The 19007-nt window shown below is 64.8% G+C and carries 16 protein-coding genes and 1 pseudogene; 13 read left to right on the top strand and 4 right to left on the bottom strand.

Annotation, left to right across the window (positions count from 1 at the left end):
• Nucleotides 1-22: 22 nt before the first annotated feature.
• From nuoL to ACZ6YG_RS39355, 4 genes are read left to right on the top strand one after another with little or no spacing between them, the layout of a single operon-like run.
• Nucleotides 23-1861 (top strand): NADH-quinone oxidoreductase subunit L, encoded by a 1839-nt coding sequence (gene nuoL / locus ACZ6YG_RS39370; protein ID WP_466020841.1) that lies wholly within the window; start codon nt 23-25, stop codon nt 1859-1861.
• Nucleotides 1861-3426, top strand: coding sequence for an NADH-quinone oxidoreductase subunit M (locus ACZ6YG_RS39365; RefSeq protein ID WP_466020783.1), 1566 nt, complete (start codon nt 1861-1863; stop codon nt 3424-3426). The genes nuoL and ACZ6YG_RS39365 overlap by 1 nt, the downstream gene beginning before the upstream one ends.
• A complete protein-coding gene (nuoN, locus tag ACZ6YG_RS39360) occupies nt 3423-5009 on the top strand; it encodes an NADH-quinone oxidoreductase subunit NuoN (protein ID WP_148036382.1) in 1587 nt (528 codons plus the stop codon). Before ACZ6YG_RS39365 ends, nuoN begins: the two co-directional genes overlap by 4 nt.
• A gap of 10 nt (nt 5010-5019) precedes the next feature.
• Nucleotides 5020-6009, top strand: coding sequence for a polyprenyl synthetase family protein (locus ACZ6YG_RS39355; RefSeq protein WP_466020782.1), 990 nt, complete (start codon nt 5020-5022; stop codon nt 6007-6009).
• On the opposite strand, the gene rarD is transcribed toward ACZ6YG_RS39355, so the two are convergent.
• On the bottom strand, nt 5977-6864 hold the full coding sequence (gene rarD, locus ACZ6YG_RS39350; protein WP_466020781.1) for an EamA family transporter RarD: 888 nt from the start codon (nt 6862-6864) through the stop codon (nt 5977-5979). The two genes, ACZ6YG_RS39355 and rarD, sit on opposite strands and share 33 nt — an antisense overlap.
• Before the next feature lie 150 nt (nt 6865-7014).
• On the opposite strand from rarD, the gene msrA reads away from it, so the two are divergent.
• From msrA to ACZ6YG_RS39335, 3 genes are all read left to right on the top strand, one after another.
• On the top strand, nt 7015-7674 hold the full coding sequence (gene msrA, locus ACZ6YG_RS39345) for a peptide-methionine (S)-S-oxide reductase MsrA (protein ID WP_466020780.1): 660 nt from the start codon (nt 7015-7017) through the stop codon (nt 7672-7674).
• 431 nt (nt 7675-8105) lie between these two features.
• The gene (locus ACZ6YG_RS39340; protein ID WP_466020779.1) at nt 8106-9212 is read left to right on the top strand and encodes a GmrSD restriction endonuclease domain-containing protein; all 1107 of its coding nucleotides are present in this window, start codon (nt 8106-8108) and stop codon (nt 9210-9212) included.
• A complete protein-coding gene (locus ACZ6YG_RS39335; RefSeq protein WP_466020778.1) occupies nt 9209-9895 on the top strand; it encodes an MAE_28990/MAE_18760 family HEPN-like nuclease in 687 nt (228 codons plus the stop codon). The genes ACZ6YG_RS39340 and ACZ6YG_RS39335 overlap by 4 nt, the downstream gene beginning before the upstream one ends.
• Nucleotides 9896-10211: 316 nt before the next feature.
• Here ACZ6YG_RS39335 and ACZ6YG_RS39330 read toward each other — a convergent pair whose 3' ends face one another.
• Nucleotides 10212-10532 (bottom strand): hypothetical protein, encoded by a 321-nt coding sequence (locus ACZ6YG_RS39330; protein ID WP_466020777.1) that lies wholly within the window; start codon nt 10530-10532, stop codon nt 10212-10214.
• 114 nt (nt 10533-10646) lie between these two features.
• Here ACZ6YG_RS39330 and ACZ6YG_RS39325 point away from each other — a divergent pair, with 114 nt between their 5' ends.
• Nucleotides 10647-11888 carry a helix-turn-helix domain-containing protein gene (locus tag ACZ6YG_RS39325; RefSeq protein ID WP_466020776.1) on the top strand — a complete coding sequence of 414 codons (1242 nt, stop codon included), beginning with the start codon at nt 10647-10649 and terminating at the stop codon, nt 11886-11888.
• Between the two features lie 7 nt (nt 11889-11895).
• Entirely contained in the window at nt 11896-12372 is a 477-nt protein-coding gene (locus ACZ6YG_RS39320; protein WP_466020775.1) for a hypothetical protein, read from the top strand.
• 97 nt (nt 12373-12469) lie between these two features.
• On the opposite strand, the gene ACZ6YG_RS39315 is transcribed toward ACZ6YG_RS39320, so the two are convergent.
• Nucleotides 12470-13870, bottom strand: a complete 1401-nt coding sequence (locus ACZ6YG_RS39315) for a replication initiator (protein WP_466020774.1) — start codon at nt 13868-13870, stop codon at nt 12470-12472.
• A 666-nt stretch (nt 13871-14536) separates the two neighbouring features.
• A complete protein-coding gene (locus ACZ6YG_RS39310) occupies nt 14537-16045 on the bottom strand; it encodes a recombinase family protein (protein WP_466020773.1) in 1509 nt (502 codons plus the stop codon).
• Nucleotides 16046-16085: 40 nt separating this feature from the next.
• Between ACZ6YG_RS39310 and ACZ6YG_RS39305 the strand changes: the two are divergent.
• The 4 genes and pseudogenes from ACZ6YG_RS39305 to ACZ6YG_RS39290 form a co-directional block, all read left to right on the top strand.
• A pseudogene (locus ACZ6YG_RS39305) lies at nt 16086-16184 on the top strand (peptide-methionine (S)-S-oxide reductase MsrA); the annotation flags it as partial.
• 514 nt (nt 16185-16698) lie between these two features.
• Nucleotides 16699-17310: an AlbA family DNA-binding domain-containing protein gene (locus tag ACZ6YG_RS39300; protein ID WP_466020772.1), complete on the top strand. Its 612-nt coding sequence runs from the start codon at nt 16699-16701 to the stop codon at nt 17308-17310.
• Nucleotides 17204-18016 (top strand): hypothetical protein, encoded by an 813-nt coding sequence (locus ACZ6YG_RS39295; RefSeq protein ID WP_466020842.1) that lies wholly within the window; start codon nt 17204-17206, stop codon nt 18014-18016. The genes ACZ6YG_RS39300 and ACZ6YG_RS39295 overlap by 107 nt, the downstream gene beginning before the upstream one ends.
• Before the next feature lie 365 nt (nt 18017-18381).
• The gene (locus ACZ6YG_RS39290; protein ID WP_466020771.1) at nt 18382-18993 is read left to right on the top strand and encodes a hypothetical protein; all 612 of its coding nucleotides are present in this window, start codon (nt 18382-18384) and stop codon (nt 18991-18993) included.
• Nucleotides 18994-19007: the final 14 nt, after the last annotated feature.

Below are 19007 nucleotides of genomic sequence, written 5' to 3'. Positions count from 1 at the left end.
CGTGATCGGGCTGTCCTGGCTGATGATCGCCTTCCCCTTGGTGGGGGCGACCATCCTGCTGGTGTTCAACCGTTACACCAACCGGTGGGGCCATCTGCTGGGCGTGGCCATGTCCCTCGCCTCGTTCGTCGTGGCGGTGCTGGCGTTCGTCGAACTGCTCGGGCTCCCCGAGGCGCAGCGCCGCCAGGCGGTGCACCTGTGGGAGTTCATCCCGGGCATGGTGGACATGGGGTTGCTCATCGACCCCCTGTCGGTCGCTTTCGCGTTGCTGATCACCGGTGTCGGATCGCTGATCCACATCTACTCGATCGGCTACATGTCGCACGACCCCGACCGGCGCAGGTTCTTCGCCTACCTGAACCTGTTCGTCGCGGCCATGCTCCTGCTGGTGCTGGCCGACAACTATGTCGGCCTGTTCATCGGCTGGGAGGGCGTCGGCCTGGCGTCCTACCTGCTGATCGGGTTCTGGCAGTTCAAGCCGTCGGCCGCGGTCGCGGCCAAGAAGGCGTTCGTGGTCAACCGCGTGGGTGACTTCGGGCTGCTGGTCGGCATGTTCCTGATCTGGACCACGTTCGGCACGCTCGCCTTCGCCGAGCTGAAGCCCATCACGGCGGAGAACCCGACCACACTGGCCATCGGCCTGCTCCTGCTGCTCGGCGCGTGCGGCAAGTCCGCCCAGCTCCCGCTGCAGTCGTGGCTCCTGGACGCGATGGAGGGCCCGACCCCGGTCTCGGCCCTCATCCACGCGGCGACCATGGTCACCGCCGGCGTCTACCTGGTGGTCCGCTCCGGCGCGTTCTTCTTCCCCGAGGGGTCGGGCGCGGCGCTCGCCGTCGCCGTCGTCGGTGCGGCCACGCTGCTGGCCGGTGCGATCATCGGGTGCGCGAAGGACGACATCAAGAAGGGCCTCGCCGGCTCCACGATGTCGCAGATCGGCTACATGATGCTGGGCGCGGGTCTCGGCCCGGTGGGCTACGCCTTCGCCATCGGCCACCTGATCACGCACGGCTTCTTCAAGGCCGACCTGTTCCTCGGCGCCGGCTCGGTCATGCACGGCATGAACGACGAGGTGAACATGCGCAAGTACGGCGGGCTCCGCACGTACATGCCGGTCACCTTCGCCACGTTCTTCATCGGCTACCTTGCGATCATCGGGTTCCCGCTGCTTTCCGGCTACTTCACCAAGGAAGGCATCATCGAGACCGCGGTGCACGCGCAGCCGATCCTCGGCTGGCTGGCCGTGGCCGGCGCCGGCATCACCGGCTTCTACATGTCGCGGATGGTCTTCATGACCTTCTTCGGCGAGAAGCGCTGGGAGAAGGACGCCCACCCGCATGAGTCGCCGACCGTCATGACGGTGCCGCTCATCGTGCTGTCGATCGGGTCGATCTTCCTGGGCGGCTACCTGATCCTGAGCAACCGGCTCATGGACTGGCTGGCCCCCGCGGTCGGCGCTCCCGCTGCGAGGCCGGAGTTCCACTTCACCAGCACCACCGGCCTCGCCACGCTGGCGCTGGTCGCGGTCGGCGCGGCGTTCGCCTGGTACAAGTACGGGCGCGCCGAGGTGCCCGCCGTGCAGCCGCGCGGCTCGTTCCTCACCACGTTCGCCCGGCGCGACCTGTACGGTGACGCGATCAACGAGTCGCTGATCATGCGTCCCGGCCAGTGGCTGACCCGCCTCGCGGTGTTCTTCGACAACCGCGGCATCGACGGCGTGGTCAACGGGCTGGCCGCGGGAATCGGCGGCAGCTCCGGGCGCCTGCGCAGGCTCCAGACGGGCTTCGCCAGAACCTACGCGCTGTCCATCCTGTTCGGTGCCGCCATCCTGACCGGCGCCCTGCTCCTCGTAGGGAACATCTGATGTCGTCACTCTGGCTCCCGATACTCATGGCGGTGCCCGTCCTGGGCGCCATCGTGGTGGCCCTGCTCCCGAAGGGCAGCACCACCCTGGCCAAGCAGGTCACGCTGCTGGTCTCCCTGGTGGTGCTGGCCCTGACGCTGGTGATGGCGTTCCAGTTCCCGAACGCCGCCGGTGAGCGCTTCAAGTTCGAGGCCACGTACGACTGGATCCCGAGCTTCGGGGTGCACTTCGGCGTCGGCGTCGACGGCATCGCGCTGGTGCTGATCGCGCTGTCGGCGGTGCTGGTGCCGATCGTGGTGCTGGCCTCCTGGCACGACGCCGACGGGGTCAAGGCCGCCGACGGCACCGTGGTGGCGCCCAAGCGCTCGGTGAAGACGTACTTCTCGCTGCTGCTCGTGCTCGAGGCGATGATGATCGGCGTCTTCGCGGCGACCGACGTCTTCCTGTTCTACGTCTTCTTCGAAGCCATGCTGATCCCGATGTACTTCATGATCGGGTCGTACGGCGGGGCCCAGCGGTCCTACGCGGCCGTCAAGTTCCTGCTGTACTCGCTTTTCGGCGGCCTGCTCATGCTGGTCGCGGTCATCGGGCTGTACGTGGTCGCGGGCAAGGGGACGTTCATGTTCCCCGAGCTCGTCGGCGCCATCCAGGACCCGGCCACGCAGAAGTGGCTGTTCGCCGGGTTCTTCATCGCCTTCGCCATCAAGGCGCCGCTCTGGCCGGTGCACACCTGGCTGCCCGACGCGGCGGCCCAGGCACCCGCCGGCGCCGCGGTGCTGCTGGTCGGCGTGCTCGACAAGGTGGGCACGTTCGGCATGCTCCGCTTCTGCCTGGAGCTGTTCCCGGACGCGGCCAAGGCGTTCACCACGCCGATCATCGTGCTCGCGGTCATCAGCATCATCTACGGCGCGATCGTGGCCATCGGGCAGACCGACATGAAGCGGCTCATCGCCTACACGTCGATCTCCCACTTCGGGTTCATCGTCATGGGCGTGTTCGCGATGTCCCAGGTCGCCCAGGCCGGGGCCGCGCTCTACATGGTCAACCACGGCTTCGCGACCGGGGCGCTGTTCCTGGCGGCCGGGTTCCTCATCGCCAGGCGCGGCTCGCCGCACATCGCCGACTACGGCGGCGTCCAGAAGGTCACGCCGGTGCTCGCCGGCTTCTTCCTGGTCGCCGGTCTGGCCGGGCTCTCCCTGCCGGGGCTGTCGTCGTTCGTCAGCGAGTTCATGGTGATGATCGGCACCTACTCCAGCGAGGCGTTCGGCTCCGGCGCGCTGGCCGCGGCGGCGATCGTCTCCGCGCTGGCCGTCATCCTGGCCGCCGTCTACATCCTGTGGATGGTGCAGCGGGCGCTGAACGGCCCCACCGCCGAGCCGGTCAAGGCGTTCAAGGACCTGAACGCCCGCGAGGTGTGGGTCCTGGCGCCGCTCGTCGCGCTGATCATCGGCTTCGGGTTCTTCCCCAAGCCGCTGCTGGACGTGATCAACCCGGCCGTGACCTCCACCCTGGTCAACGTCCAGGTGCACAACCCGGGCGTCGCTGAGAAGGGAGCCGGGCAGTGAACCCGACCATCGAGTTCCCGACGATCGAGTACGCCACGCTGGCGCCGCTGCTGTTGGTCTTCGGCGCGGCGATCCTCGGCGTGCTCGTGGAGGCGTTCGCGCCTCGCTACCTGCGCAAGTCGTTCCAGGTTCCGCTCACCCTGCTCTCCCTGATCGGCGCGTTCGCGCTGGTCATCGTGCAGGTCGTCAGGGGTGACCTGCCGACCGCGCCGGTCGCCATGGGCGCGCTCGCCATCGACGGGCCCACGCTGTTCATCTGGGGCGTCATCCTCGTCCTGTCCGCCGTGTGCGTGCTGCTGATCAACGACGAGGGCCACTTCGTCGCCTCGGCCGCGTCCGTGCCGGGCAGCGCCGACGAGGAGGGGGCCGAGCGGGCCGGCCACGAGCACACCGAGGTCTACCCGCTGGCGCTGTTCGCGGTGGGCGGCATGCTCATGTTCCCCGCCGCGAACGACCTGCTGACGATGTTCGTCGGCCTGGAAGTCATGTCCCTGCCGCTCTACCTGCTGTGCGGCCTGGCCCGCCGGCGCCGTCTGCTGTCGCAGGAGGCGTCGATGAAGTACTTCCTGCTCGGCGCGTTCTCCTCGGCGTTCTTCCTGTACGGCGCCGCCATGGTCTACGGCTACGCCGGCACCGTGTCCTTCGCCGGCATCAGCCAGGCGATGGCGCAGGGCGCGCTGCTCGACCCGCTGCTGCTGCTCGGGTTCTCGCTGCTCGGCGTCGGCCTGCTGTTCAAGATCGGTGCGGCCCCGTTCCAGGCGTGGAAGCCGGACGTCTACCAGGGCGCGCCGACGCCGATCACCGCGCTCATGGCCTCCGGCACGCTCGTTTCGGCCGTCGGCGCCCTGCTGCGGGTGTTCTGGGTCGGTCTGGGCAACCTCGACTGGAACTGGCGTCCGGTGCTGTGGGTCGTCGCCGCGCTGACGATGATGGTCGGCGCCGTGATCGCCATCACGCAGACCGACATCAAGCGGATGCTCGCCTACTCCTCCATCGCGCACGCCGGCTTCCTGCTGGTGGGCGTGCTGGCGACGTACGACACCGGGGCGGGCAACGCCGTCTCGCTGCAGGCGATCCTGTTCTACCTGCTGGTGTACGGCGTCGCGACCGTGGGCGCGTTCGCCATCGTCACGCTCGTGCGCGACCCCGGCGGCGAGGCCAACCACCTGTCGCGCTGGGCGGGCCTGGGCAAGCGGGCGCCGATCCTGTCCGGGGTGTTCGCCTTCTTCCTGCTGGCCTTCGCCGGGATCCCGCTCACCAGCGGGTTCTTCGGCAAGTACGCGCTGTTCACGGCGGCCATCGGGAGCGGCCAGGAGGCCGGCGACTCGCTGGGCGCCTGGATGACCGGGCTGGTCGTGGTGGGCGTCATCGCCTCGGCGATCGCGGCGTTCTTCTACGTCCGCGTGATCGTGCTGATGTTCTTCAACGAGCCGGCGGCCGACGGCCCGGCCATCGCGGTGCCGAGTACGGGCACTGTGACCGTCATCACGCTCTCGCTGCTGGTTACCGTAGGAGTCGGGGTGTTCCCGGAGCCCGTGCTCCAGCTCGCCAACACGGCTGCTTCCAGCCTTTTCATTAGATAAGGGGAAACATATGTCCGCGCCTCCCGTTGTTGACCTTCCTATCGAAGACGAGCGGCTGGCGCAGGACGTGGCCAATGGTCTGGCCGCGGTCGAGAAGCTGCTGCGCTCGTCGGTGGAGAGCGAGGACGCCTTCGTCACGGAGGCGTCCAAGCACCTCATCGAGGCCGGCGGCAAGCGCTTCCGCACGTTGATGGTGCTGCTGGCCGCGCAGTTCGGCGACCCGTCGGCGCCGGGCGTGGTGCCCGGCGCCGTGGTCATCGAGCTGACCCACCTCGGCTCGCTCTACCACGACGACGTCATGGACGAGGCGCGGGTGCGCCGCGGCTCGCCGTCGGCCAACGCGCGGTGGGACAACACCGTGGCGATCCTGACCGGCGACTACCTGTTCGCCCAGGCCTCCGACCTGCTCGCCGACCTCGGGCCCGAGCTGATCAGGATCCAGGCGCAGACGTTCTCCCGCCTGGTGCGCGGGCAGATCCGCGAGACCGTCGGGGCCCGCGCGGGCGACGACGCGGTCGCCCACTACATCCAGGTGCTCGGCGACAAGACCGGCTCGCTCATCGCGGCGGCCGGCCGGTTCGGCGCGCTGCTGTCGGGCGCGCCGGCGGACGTCGAGGAGCGGCTCAGCCGGGCCTGCGAGGCCATCGGCGTGGCGTGGCAGCTCGGCGACGACCTGCTGGACGTGGCCTCGTCCTCCCGGCAGTCGGGCAAGACGCCCGGCACCGACCTGCGCGAGGGCATCAGGACCCTGCCGGTGCTCTACGTGCTGGCCGACGACCCGTCGTCGCGGCTGGGGGAGCTGCTCTCCGGGCCGGTGGCGGAGGACGACCTGGACGAGGCGCTGACGCTGCTGCGGGCCCACCCGGGGATGGCGCGGGCCCGGGGCGACCTGGACGCCTGGGTGGACCGGGCTCGGGCCGACATCAGCGGCCTTCCCGACATCCCGGCCAAGTCCGCATTTTTGACGCTATGTGACTACGTGGTCGAGCGATCTGGCTGACCTGCCGATGCGGGCGGCCCGCGCCGCCCGCAAGCTGTCGTACGTGAAGATGGCCAGCGCCAGCCACACGATCGAGAACCCGATCCACCGGCTCGGCGGCATCGTCTCCTTCGCGATCAGCACCCCACACAGGAACTGCAGCACCGGCGCGATGTACTGCAGCAGCCCGATCGTGCTGAGCGGCACCCTGATGGCCGAGGCGGTGAAGCACAGCAGCGGCACCGCCGTGATCACCCCCGCGCCGACCATCAGCACCACGTGCCACGGCCCCAGGTCCACGAACGTCCCCTGTCCCGACGCCTCCAGGAACCCGATGTACGCGACCGCGGGCACCAGCAGCAGCAGCGTCTCCACCGTCAGGCTCTCGGCCGCGCCCACGTTCGCCTGCTTCTTGATCAGCCCGTACAGACCGAACGAGAAGGCGAGCACCAGCGCCAGATACGGCAGCCTGCCGTAGTTCGTCGTCAGCACGATCACGGCCAGCGCGCCGAACCCCACCGCCGTCCACTGCAGCGGCCGCAGCCGCTCGCGCAGCAGCACCACCCCGAACAGCACGCTCACCAGCGGGTTGATGAAGTATCCGAGGGCGGCCTCCACCACGTGACCGGTGTTGACCGCGTAGATGTAGGTCCCCCAGTTGACCGTGATGATCAGGGCGGCCAGGGCCAGCAGGGCGAGCTTGCGCGGCTGCCGGACGATCTCCTTGATCCACGACCAGTATCTGCGCACGGCCAGCACCGCGACCACGGTGATCAGCGACCACACCATCCGGTGGGCCAGGATCTCGACGGCCCCGGCGGGCTTGAGCAGCGGCCAGTAGAGGGGGAACAGGCCCCACATCGCATACGCGGCCACGCCATACAAGACACCGCGCCGTAGTTCAGGCATGAAACACATCTTCGGGCATGACTACCTTTGAGCACAAATGCGAGGATCTTCACGGAAATATGTAGCGATGGTTAACCGTTGCAGCCTCTGTACAGTGGACTGCGGAGGTGCATTCTGATGGGCTGGCTGTTCGGAACCAAGGCGACCATGGTCACTCCCGACGAGGCCCTGACGGGCCGGCAGGAGCCGATCCCCGTCCCGGCCCGCCATGCGGTCCTGGACGCCCCTCTCGCCCCGCCCTACCCCGACGGCTACGAGATCGCCGACTTCGGCCTCGGCTGCTTCTGGGGCGCCGAGCGCAAGTTCTGGCAGACCCCCGGCGTCTACACCACCGCCGCCGGCTACCAGGGCGGCTACACGCCCAACCCCACGTACGAAGAGGTCTGCTCCGGGCGCACCGGACACACCGAGGTCGTCCGGGTCGTCTACAACCCGGCCGAGATCTCGTACGAGCAGCTTCTCAAGGTCTTCTGGGAGTCCCACGACCCGACGCAGGGCATGCGCCAGGGCAACGACGTCGGCACCCAGTACCGCTCGGCGATCTACTACCACGGGCCGTCGCAGCAGGCGGCCGCGGAGGCATCGCGGGACGCGTACGGGAAGGTGCTGGCCCAGGCGGGGTACGGGGGGATCACGACGGAACTGGCACCGGCGAAGCCGTTCTACTTTGCCGAGGATTATCACCAGCAGTACCTCCACCGCAACAAAAACGGCTACTGCGGGATCGGCGGCACGGGCGTGGCCTGTCCGGTGGGTTTGACCTCCGGCGAGGCGTAGACCTGCGGAGATAGCTAGATCCTGGCCCGTGGTCGCCCGGCACATCCGGCGTCGATCATGGGCCAAAGCCGTCTTCGGCGACAACCTTCCTTACAGGTTCAAGGGCGTGCCGCCTGCGGCGGCCCGCCGCGCGTCGGACGGTCGCTGGCCGCGCTGCGGCCTAGGGGCCGGTCGCGGCCAGCACCGCCACGCGCTCATGATCGAGCAGGACCAATCGAGTCGAGTCGCCGAGGCAAGGGGGCTCTGCAACTAACTCCTGGGGCGTGAGGGTGCTTAGACGTCGATCGAACGACGGGAGCGGTGTCTCCGGAGTGCTGGTCAGTTGGCTCATCATACATAGCGGATAGGGCGAAGGTGTTACGCTGATCAATGAAGTTTGGGCTGAACCAACAGACACGCTCAGCCAGTATGACGAGAGCCGAGGGGTGTTTATGGAGCCAAGCGCGATTGATATCGATCCGTCGGATAACGACGAATTCCCTGAGCCTCTCGATCTTTCTATTGGCGAGCGCAAGCTTGTAACTCAACCCTATGATTACTCGGTGGATCAGCTTACTTCCCACGTACATAAGAAGAAAATCGTTCTCATGGATGTCCCGTATCAGCGGGAGTATGTGTGGGATGATGCTAAAGCCAGTCGACTGATCGAATCCCTGCTCCTCAACGTGCCGATTCCTGTATGCTATTTTGCAGAGGACGAAGACGGCACCTGGGAGGTTATCGATGGCCTGCAGAGAGTTCAGTCTATCGTACGCTTTCTGGAGAATAAATTCTTTCTGAGAGGTCTTTCCGTTCTAACCGAACTTAATGGGAAGACATTTTCAGAGATGCCGACACGGGATCAGCGTAGGGTTGAATCTCGCACGTTGAGATTCGTCGTCATCACGGATGAGTCTCATCCAGACATCAAGTTCGACGTCTTCGAGCGCCTCAATACGGGGGCAGTGAAACTCCTGCCTCATGAATTGCGTAACTGCATATATCGTGGGACGTTGAACGACTTCCTCCACGAGCTGGCATCTGACGATTCTTTCCGTGCCACTTTGGGACGTGCGAAAGATTCGAGGATGCGAGACGAAGAGATGATTCTTCGCTTCTTTGCTCTTTATGAGGACCTCCCTGGATATAAGCCTCCGGTCACGCAGTTCCTTAACGAATACATGAGGAAGAACCGGAAAAATACTCCTGGTGCAGAGGCCGTAGCGGTGTTCAAGGAGACGATGCATACGGTCCAGAGCATCTTCGGATCAAGGGCTTATCGAATTCAGAGAGAGGGGAAGTTCTCCTCAAACATCAATCGTGCACTTTTCGATGCGGTCAGCTTGAGCCTGGCTTTTGCCGATCGTGCTGCGGCAGAGCGCAAAGCAAACGAGCTCACGCAGGCCCATCTAGTGCTCCTGCAAGATGCTGACTTTTCAGCTCGCATAGCGCGTGCAACAGCAGATAGAACCAGGATGCATGGTCGCGTGAGAATGTACACAGACATGTTGGTCCGCCTTGGCATCCCTTCCTCGCTCCCGCATCTGCCAGAAGAATGATTCCAGAAGCGCTTCAAAATCTCGAAGGACGTTTAGGCGAGATACGTCTACTCTCGGGAATGGACCCGCTCCGAGATGGTGGATCTTCGGATCCAACCAGAAGTAGTGCCATAAATCGTGCCTGCATTGTGCTTTTATCTGCACACTTGGAGGGTTTTCTCGAGGATTTGGTTACCGAGGCAATCGATCTCCTCGTGGCTAACGGGGCGCAAGTTGATAGGCTCCCATTGTGCTTCCGCAGCATGCACGTCGAAGAGCATCTCCGCGAGATTGAGTCAATCAAGGACAGGAACTCACGAGCTCCCCGTATAGCGCGTATGTTTGAGGCAGAGTCGAAGCTTTGGGTTGCCGGAAGTCAGTTGACTGCGACCATGGTTCGAGCCAAAACGATATGCGGGCAGATGGATAATCCGGGCTCTCGCCAAATACAGCAATTCTTGCAGCTCTTGGATGTTGACATCAGGGGCTATCTGCAGACGGTTGGTCAAGGCGATATGTTGGATCGAATTAATGGTCTCATATCTCGCCGTAATGCCATTGCTCATGGCGAAGTAAGCGCTTCGGCCACGCATACTGACGTTGACTATTATGTGGCGCTGGTTGATGATCTGGCGAAAGTGATCGTGGAGGCTGTGGGAGAGTCCATTCAAGATATTTGTCTTCTTACCGCGCGTCCATGGTAGGAGCTGATGTGATTCATGTGGCGGCCCGGCTGATGACGCCTGCCTGAGGCTGCCGCCCCGCTTCCGGTGCTCGGGCCTGGAGGCCCTGCGCTCCGGGTCGGGTTGCCATCGAATTACCTGCCTACCGGTGGTTGCCGTGACTTCTGGTGCCTGATCTCAGCCTGGAGATGCCCGGCCAGTTCCTCCAAGGTTTCTCCGCAACGGATGTTCGAGAGGCCGCTGATCTTGGGCATGAAGTTGACTCGCATGGCGACCCAGCCGCCAGACATGTCGATGATCTGCCAGCCGGGGAATCTCCTGAGCACTTGCTGCACGGTCAAGGGCACGGCTGCGCTCCGGCGATCAGTGACGAGAGCGGATGCGACATGCGTAGTTGCGTGTAGCGAAGGGCAACGCGGTGGGCGGCGCGGGCCGGCTGGGTGAAGGGGTGTCCGGCGTAGATCGGTCGGTGGCTGCGGGGGTTCCAACCGGTGCGCCACCAGTACGTGCCGTCCGCGCACCAAACGATCAGACCGACCCAGACCGACACCATGGGCGTGCCAAAGTCGTGATGGACGTCGGCAGTGATTCCCTCGTCCGCAAGGGCGGCGGCCAGTTGTTGCGCGGCGGTCAAAGGATGAGGCGGCAGTTCGTTCATGTACTGAGCGTTGCCGTCATGAAACAGCAGGTGAACGGCCTAGTGCTGCTGGTGGTACGGGTATTCCCGTCACGAATATCGGTACGGCCGAGGTCGGCGGCTTAACCTAGCGTTGTGACCCAGATACCGCCGCAGTTCTGGTCCGGGCCAGTCGTGGCCGCCGCTCTCGCCGAGTGCGATCTACCCACCATCCTCGAAGAGGTGCGGCGGGCGCACGGTTGGACGCAGGGCCAGCTCGCTGAGGCGGTCGGCTACTCCCAGAGTTGGGTGTCCAAGGTGTTGCGTGGTCGTCAGCCGCTCACTGTGGACCAGGTTCGGGAGATATCCATCCAGATCGGGGTGCCGCTTCACTTGCTCCGATTCGGAGCCCGAGGGGATGACGATCCGACGAAGCGCAGAGATTTCGGCAAGGCGGTGGCATTGACCGCGCTGGCAGGGGTGGCCCTGCCCAAGCGTCCCGATGTTGATGAGACGACGGCCGCCACGCTGACCAGCATCACCGGCGCCCAGCGTCGGTTGGAAGCCGTCACGCCTGCGCGGGAACTCGCCAGGCCGGCTGTGGCGCAGGTCGATCTCGCGAGCCGGGTTCTCGGTCGTGCGTCGCGGTCTCCGCATGCTGACGAGATCCGGGCCGGTCTGAGCGAGGCGGCAGGCTTCGCAGCCTGGGTGCATGCCGATATGCAGGACACCGGTTCGGCGCGGCTCTACTACCGTCGCGCCGTCGACAGTGCACGACAGGCCAACCATGCGCTCCTCGCGGCGTACATGATCGGAAGTCTGGCCGCGTTCGAGATCGACGCCGACGATCCGCTGATCGGACTGAATCTCTTGGCGTGGGCGCGGCGGGAGATCGGTGAGCGGCCACCAGCCATAGCTCGTGCATGGCTGTCGAGTCTCGAAGCGCTCGGCCATGCGACCGCGCAGGACGAGGCGGCGGCGCTTCAGGGGTTGAGTGTGGCTGAGGCGGCGGTACGGGCTGGTGAGCGGGCCGCCGCGCCGCCCTGGCCGTGGGTGTTCCCGTTCGATCACGCCAAGCTGGCGGGGTATCGGGCCCTGGTGATGGTACGGCTCAAGAGGCCGGCCGATGCCGTGGCTGCCTTCAACGAGTCGCTGTCGTCGGCGCAACCTGGTGCCAAGCAGAAGGGTGTGCTCATGACGGAGGTGGCGGCGGCTGAGGCCATGTCGGGGCGGTACGAGGAGGCGCTGTATCTGGCGTCCAATGCGCTCACTGTCGCGACGACGTACGGCTCGGAGCGAGTCCTGCACCGCGTCAAGAAATTCCGCCGAACGTATGCCGGGCCGCCGTCCGGTGCCCTGCGCTCGTTCGACGAGCGTCTTCACGCCACTCTGATCTAGGGGAACCATGGTTCGCATCGCCGTGTCCGGCCATCGGGGCTTGCCCGAGGAGACCGCTGCACTGATCGACGTGGCGGTACGTAAGGCCCTCGCGGAGTACCAAACCAGCGTCACCGGATTGTCCTGCCTGGCGGACGGGGCCGATCAGATCTTCGCTCGCGCGGTACTCGATCTCGGTGGGGTACTGGAGGCTGTGATCCCGGCCAAGGAGTACCGGGACGGGCTGCCGAGTGAGTGCCATGCTGCATACGACAAGTTGCTGAGTCGGGCGGTCCGGACTCACAGGCTGGAGTTCGTGGAGTCCACGTCGGAGTCACACATGGCGGCTAGTGCGCGGATGTTGGACGACGCCGACGTGTTGTTCGCTGTCTGGGACGGGCAGCCCGCCCGAGGCTATGGCGGCACCGCTGACGTGGTGGCCGAGGCTCGACGGCGGAAGGTGCCCGTCCGGGTGATCTGGCCCGATGGAGCCCAGCGAGATTAGGAGCCTCTAGGCGCTAGATACCTGGTCAGACAGCTTATGAGCCTCTAGACGATCCTCTAGACCTAGAGGGTGGTCTCTCTAGGTCTAGAGGGAGCCGCTACCTGTCCTCGCTGGCTTGATCTCGGGCGATCTTGCGGGCGGTGGCGATCCGTTGGCGCGCTACCTCAGCCCAGAACGCCTCTCCGTGGCGATGACCGCTTCCGGCATAGTGCCATTCGCTCACCGTCACGGCTGTCTCCGGGTCGGGAGGCGGAGTGCCCTTGATCAGCCGGGCTTGCTCGGCACGGTAGTCGACGCGGGCCTGGCGCAGGTCTCCGAGTCTGATCGAGTAGTGGCGCGACTTGGTGGAGAAGTGGCCTCCATAGCCGAGCATGTGGGCCCAATGCCGCAGTGGCAGGTGCCGGTACGGCGGCAGGTCGGCGAGACTGAAACAGGTGTAGATCATCCGGCGGGCATGCTCCGTGGCCCTGAGCTCGGCGATCTCCCATGTGTGCCGAATCGGACGATCGACGGTGCCAGCCGAATCGGCACCCTTGGTGGCGTACTTGGCCACGTATCTGGCAACGCGCTGGTCGGTCATGCCGTCCAGTTCGGCCGAGACGTAGACCGGTTGTATGTCGAGCTGATCGCCCCACCGGACCGGTGAGGGTGGTCCGTCCTCTATTCGGACCGCGACCTGACCGGTGGTCCGGCGTATGGCCCGGTCGAGCAGGTCAATTGTGATGTGGTCCGGAGGGCGGTCGGCGGGTCCGTCCGGTCCGTCGAGCCTGACGACGGCATGGAAGTGGACCAGGCCGCGAGCTTGGTACTCGGCGACCTTGGCGTAGGAAAGACGGACGGTCCGGCGAAGCTCCCTGCGCGTGATGCCGAGCAGACGGGCTAGGACGCTCGGCATGGTCTTGGTGAACTCCCGCCAGAGCGCGCCCGCGTGAGCGTTCCACAGGACAGCCCCGATGTAGTCGTAGCAGTCCACGCACAAGGGCTGTCCGACCTGGACGTCATCGCGCTCATGACGCAAGCCGCAGCCCTTCGGCCGACCGTGCTCGCAGACGGGACGGTCCCGGCGTGGACGGCATGGGAGTGTCCGGCCTGACTGCTTGCGGTGGGCGTGGACGACACCGAAGGATGGGGCGGTGAAGGTGACGAACGCGCGGGGATGCTGGCTGACCTCCTCCGGAACGCCCTTGCCGCCGCGTAGGCCAGTGATGATCAGGTGGTACGTGTCGTCCTTGTAGACCGCCGAGCAGGCCGGGCACCTGGACGCGCGCCGGTTGCCGCACGCTGTGAGCAGGAAACCGGTCGGCTCGTCGGCGGTCCGGTACACGTCGAGGACTTCGCCCGTCCGGCTGTTCAGCGTGTACCTCTCGCCGTGCAGCCGGACCGGTTGGGCGCAGCCGCCCGTGGCGTAGACCATCTGTTGCCAGCGGGCGAAGTCGGGCATGGCCGCTCTCTGCATCACGGCCAGCATCTCGGGTGACAGGTGAGGAACCTCGCTCATACGGCGTCCTTCCCGGAGGAGCCGTCGGACGGGGTTTGGCGGGCGACGCATACGCCGAGCACGGTGGCGATGCGCTGCCACTTCTCCTCTGACCAGCGAGGGGATCGTGCGGCTTGCTGCTTGCCCCACTCCTGGGCAGACAGCTCGTTCGGTTGGTTCAGGTGGCCTCCTCGGCTCGTGGGCGGGAGCCACCGCCGTGCCTGACGAGCACGACCAGATGCCAGCGCCAAGGCAGCCCGAAGACAGCCGTTGGCGGTGGTACCAGCAGCGAGAGAACAGGAATGGAGTGCGGCGAGAAGGTGAATGGCGCGCTCTGTGTGGACACCTGCCGTCGGGCCGGGAAATCCGACGGGTCATCAGTGGTCGTGGATGTGCTTGCCCGGAATCGTCTATGCGCCTTGAGGTGATTCGCCGAGATGTTCGCTGTGGTCGTGCTGTAGAGGGACGGTGGCTCTTGGTGTGAGTACGTTGTACCACTCGGAGAACGTGTTTACGCAGGTCGGAGTTCCGGCGGCGACGCGAGCGCAGACGTCCGGTACGTACCGTGGACGTCCGGCTGGGTCCGTAGAAGTCCGGTTGTCACCGGTGTTTCCGAAGGCAAAGTAAGAAGGCTGTCGCCCGTAGGTAAGGGAGACAGCCTTCTCGGACGTCCTGGACGTCTTGGGCTCAGCCTTCTCGCCAGATCGGCTCCAGCAGGTCGGGGTTGAACTTCCTGCGTCCCTTGCCGGAGGGGTAGATGATCACGGCCAGGAGGGCTTCACGGATGTAGGACCGTTTGATGGTGAGGGGCAGTCCGTCTTCCTCCTCCGGCAGGTACCAGCGTCGGCGGATCTCGGTGATGTCGGTGTCGGAACGGGCTTGGCGGCGCTGCGTGGCAGCGGTGAAGCCTTGCGCCTCGGTGCGAAGGCGGGCGATCCGCTTCTCAAGATCCGGCGCTGTTGAGAAGAAGAGCTCGTTCGTGATGTTGCCCGCCGTCCACTGCACGCGCAGCTCCTCCAGGCGGGTCTTCGCGCTCTCGTACTCTGCCTGACCCGGCCACTCGGCGGGAGCAGCGGACGCGGCGAGCTGGACCTGCTCCAGCTTGGCGAGTACCGCTTCCGAGATGAAGAGATCGACCATGTCACCGCGCCGTCCGAGTCCGCCGCAGCCGCCGACGGTCTTGCCTGGGCAGATGTAGATGTGCTGGACGCAGTCCTTGCTGTGGGTGACTCGCAGTGAGGTGTTGCAGAGGGAACCGTCCGGCTTGGCGCGACCGCAGCGGAGGAAGCCGGTGAGCAGGTAGTTCGGCTCGCGGAAGTCCGGTGTGAGGATGTGGCCGATACGCCCGTCACGGTGGATGTAGTGGCCTCTGCGGGCATCGAAGATGTTCTTGACGGCCATCCACTGCTCTGGCGTCACGATCGGCTCCCACTGGCCGACCACGGGGTTGCCCGCGGGGTCGCGGACGAGTTCGCCGTTGATCTCCCGCCAGCCGCAGATGCGGGGGTTCTGCACGTTGAGCTTGAGCGAGGGGGTTGTCCACTCGTTGCCCAGCGAGGTCTTCGCGCCCTCCCGACGCCACTGGTTCGTAATGGAGTGGAGCGAGCGCCCTGCGATGAGGTCCAGCACCGCTTGCCGTACGAGAGGCGCCTCCTCGGGGTCGAGGGTGAGACGGTCAGGCTTCCAACCAAAGGGGCGCGTACCGCCGACAGGCAGACCTTGTTCGGCGCGCGTGCGGTGCGAGCGGCGCATGCGACGCTGCATCTTCCGAACCTCCATCTTGGAGATCACCGCACCGAAGAGCCCCATGCTCTCGGTGTCCTCGCTGTAGAGGTCCTTCGTGCCACGAGCGTCCGCGAACACGCGCCCGTCCTGGTACGTGATCGCCTCGACGAAGCGCTCGTAGTCGCCAGGACGCCGGGCCAGACGGTCTTCGGCGACGATGACTACGCCTTGCACCGCTGTACCGTCGGGAAGCTCGCCGGCCCGCAGAGCCCGTAGCATGGCCTCGAAGTCATCGCGTACGACGTCGGCCTTCGCGGCTGACTTGTCGTTGTCCGTGTACTCGTGGACGACCGTCCACCCGTGCCGTTCCGCCGTCTCCCGGTTGAGGCGGTGCTGGTCCTGCACCCCGCGCTCATCCCGCCTGATGTCAGCGGATATGCGAGCGTAAGAGACGACTGGGATATTGGTCATGTAACTCTCCTCGCATGAATTGTTGCGGAGAGTTAAGTTCTACCACCAGCAGTATTTGTTCAAGGTGCCGAATGGGTACTGCGGGATCGGCGGCACGGGCGTGGCCTGTCCGGTCGGTCTGACCTCCGGCGAGGCGTAGACCTGCGGAGATAGCTAGATCCTGGCCCATGGTCGCCCGGTACGCCAGGCATCGATCTTGGGCCAGAGCCGTTCTCGGCGACAAGCTTCCTTACAGGGTCAAGCCGCCGCCCGATGGGCGGCCGGGCGGTCCGGGCGGGCGTGCGGCCTCTCCGGGCCGATCCCGCCCGGCCACCCCGCCGCACCCTCGAACGCAGGCAGAACCGTGTGCAGGGCATCCACCAGCACCATGCATGACGCCGATTCCCGGACTGAGCTGATGAGGCCAAAGAATGCCTCCGGTGGGAGTACTCAGACACCGAGTTGATCGCCACACGGCCCTGAACGTTGATGGGTGGCTGAGGGCTAATCACGACGCACACCATTCGACTTAGGCAAACCCACCAGACCGGCTTCTCCAAATCAAGCCCAGCGCTGACCACAGGACAACGCATGATCGAGAAACGGCTATCGGCGGGCGTGACGATCGCGTTCATGCCCGCGACAGATTGCTGGCTCAACTACGCTTAGTTGTTGTGAGTCTGTCGTTAGATACATCGAAGCCGTTTCGCTACCCGAGCGAGCTGACGAAGCTGGTGCGTGCTGTCCAGGAGGCAACGGACAACGACGAAAGCAGATGGATCGAGTGGAAGAGCACCTTGGACCTCGGCGATAAGGGTGCTGTCCACCACCTCGTTCGCCAAATCCTTGGCTTCTCCAACCGTGATCCTTTTGTAGCTGAACGGTGGGCAGGTGGCTACGGCTACATTCTGATCGGGGCGAGTCCGGGGCAGGTGCAGGGAGTGCAGGCAGTAGACCCGGAACAACTGGTCAACAAGATACGCCCGTACGTTGGTAGCGATGTCGTCTGGACGCCCGAATACGTGCTGGTGGACGGAGCCAACGTGCTAGTCATCATTGTCGATCCACCTCAACGTGGCGACATGATCCGAACCCTTCGCAAGCCTCTTTCAGTCCTACGAAGCAGGCGCGGTCCTCATGCGACGGCCCGGACAAGTCGAGCGCGCAGATCCCGACGAAATGATCATGCTGCAGAGGCGACTACTGTCCGGAACGCCCCACATTGGCGTTTCCGTGTCTACCCCCACCTCGCTGGAACGGATCCCGGATATCGGTACCGCAGTTGAGCAGCAGGCGAAGCAGGCCAGACAAGAGTGCCTCGCATCACTGACCGACGATTCTCAGCGCAAGCCCGCACTGAGACCAGGCGTCAACCTCGCCGATCAACGCACTCCAGAGGACTACTTCGCTGAAGTGGACACGTACGTAGACAGGCTCAGGAACGTTCTCACAGCCCGTGCGGTGAACACCCTCTTTTCCCACAGCTGGGCTTCGTTGCAGGTAGAGATCGCAAGCGAATCTGATCGCCCGTTCACCGACATCCATTTTCGAATCGACCTCAAAGGTGCAGTTCGCGGCTATCACGAAGACCTCTACGACCTCGGTGCGAAGGAGCCACCGATGCTCCCTGAGCCACCCAAGCCGTTCGGAACGCCGAGCCCGTTTACAGTCATGACCAGCTCGCACTTCGGAAGTATGTTCTCTTCCACACACGACTACGCCCACCTACTGCGGCGCGGCGAAGTCGACTGGCACATCGAAAACGGCGACACAGGGGTTAGCATCACGTTCGACCCGTTCGATCTTCGCCCGGGTATGCCTCGCATATTGCCTGCTGTGCCGCTGTACGTTACGGCTGCGGTGGGTGATGTGTTCGAGTTGTCCTGGACGGCGACTGCCGGCAATGCGAATGGATGGACCACGGGGACGGGTCATATTCGTGTTGCCGAGACCTCAGTCGATCTCGCCTCGGCGCTCTCGATTGACAGCTGAACCCGCTGGTGCGTTTCTATGCCCGAGTGGTCAAGGCCGTCACGATCGCTCACTTCGGCACTCGCCGTGCTGGCTAGGGCGATCGTTGCCGCGGACCGACTTCGTCGGTCCTTGCCACCGAGTCCGAGGGCTGAGGTCCGCTGTACAGCAGCCAGTACAGCAACGCCGACTCACGCAACCGAAGGGCGGCCATCTATGCCTGCTGTTCGAAGCGACATAGAGGTGATCCATAAGCCATCTGCCTTGCCCTACGGATTAGACGGTGCCGATCAGCAGGACGCGAGCGGTGAGTCGGGAAAAACTGATTGTCCACGAACGTCGCGAGGCTTAGCCTGGAAGGCTTTGCTACGCGGAGGAGGGCGAGGATGGATATCAGATCGCTCGAGGAGCTTCAGCAGCCCGACGAAACTGCATTGGTATTTTCACCGCTGGGTCTGGGCGGAAATCTGACCGCTGAGGACGCTACAGCGTTCCAGCAAGAGGTCATCGGACGGATCGACCTGGCAGATTCCGTGCCCGACCTGGTGCGCAGGAGCTTCGAACGAGTGCGGTCGGCTCACAGCTATGGGGTGCTCCACTACGAGTTCTTCACCCTTGCCCATGATCATGCGCAGTTGGTGTTGGAGTACGCGCTGCGGGAACGCTTCGTCGAGTTCTACAGCGGTGCGGTGACTTTTGAGGACCAGAGCGGCACCGAGCAACGCCTCACTTTCTCCACGTTCGACGAGCTCCATCGTCAGTTGCGCCAACGTGGCCGTCCTCGCGGGCAGCGGCGATGGCAACTGCAGTTGCGCCGAACGTCCCGGACCATGTTCTTCGACGGGATGCTAACTACCCTCCTGGAATGGGCGCGCGCTGAGGGCTTGCTGAACGGGGAACGTAACCGGCTGACCGAGCCACTGAGCCTTTTGCATCCCCTGGCGGCGGGTCGCTGGTCACAGCATGATCGCGAGCTTGGTGTTCGCCTGACGACGTAAGAAACCCCTGGTAG

It is taken from the genome of Nonomuraea sp. NPDC054003, from assembly GCF_055585125.1.
Note: the sequence above shows the minus strand (reverse complement) of the source record. Positions and strands in the feature narration are given on the sequence as shown.

Bases quoted from the DNA above. Each gene is read 5' to 3' on its own strand.
- nuoL (WP_466020841.1), top strand. From the start codon at position 23: ATGATCGCCTTCCCCTTGGTGGGGGCGACCATCCTGCTGGTGTTCAAC.
- ACZ6YG_RS39365 (WP_466020783.1), top strand. From the start codon at position 1,861: ATGTCGTCACTCTGGCTCCCGATACTCATGGCGGTGCCCGTCCTGGGC.
- ACZ6YG_RS39355 (WP_466020782.1), top strand. From the start codon at position 5,020: ATGTCCGCGCCTCCCGTTGTTGACCTTCCTATCGAAGACGAGCGGCTG.
- msrA (WP_466020780.1), top strand. From the start codon at position 7,015: ATGGGCTGGCTGTTCGGAACCAAGGCGACCATGGTCACTCCCGACGAG.
- ACZ6YG_RS39340 (WP_466020779.1), top strand. From the start codon at position 8,106: ATGGAGCCAAGCGCGATTGATATCGATCCGTCGGATAACGACGAATTC.
- ACZ6YG_RS39335 (WP_466020778.1), top strand. From the start codon at position 9,209: ATGATTCCAGAAGCGCTTCAAAATCTCGAAGGACGTTTAGGCGAGATA.
- ACZ6YG_RS39330 (WP_466020777.1), bottom strand. From the start codon at position 10,532: ATGAACGAACTGCCGCCTCATCCTTTGACCGCCGCGCAACAACTGGCC.
- ACZ6YG_RS39320 (WP_466020775.1), top strand. From the start codon at position 11,896: ATGGTTCGCATCGCCGTGTCCGGCCATCGGGGCTTGCCCGAGGAGACC.
- ACZ6YG_RS39315 (WP_466020774.1), bottom strand. From the start codon at position 13,870: ATGAGCGAGGTTCCTCACCTGTCACCCGAGATGCTGGCCGTGATGCAG.
- ACZ6YG_RS39310 (WP_466020773.1), bottom strand. From the start codon at position 16,045: ATGACCAATATCCCAGTCGTCTCTTACGCTCGCATATCCGCTGACATC.
- ACZ6YG_RS39295 (WP_466020842.1), top strand. From the start codon at position 17,204: ATGATCATGCTGCAGAGGCGACTACTGTCCGGAACGCCCCACATTGGC.
- ACZ6YG_RS39290 (WP_466020771.1), top strand. From the start codon at position 18,382: ATGGATATCAGATCGCTCGAGGAGCTTCAGCAGCCCGACGAAACTGCA.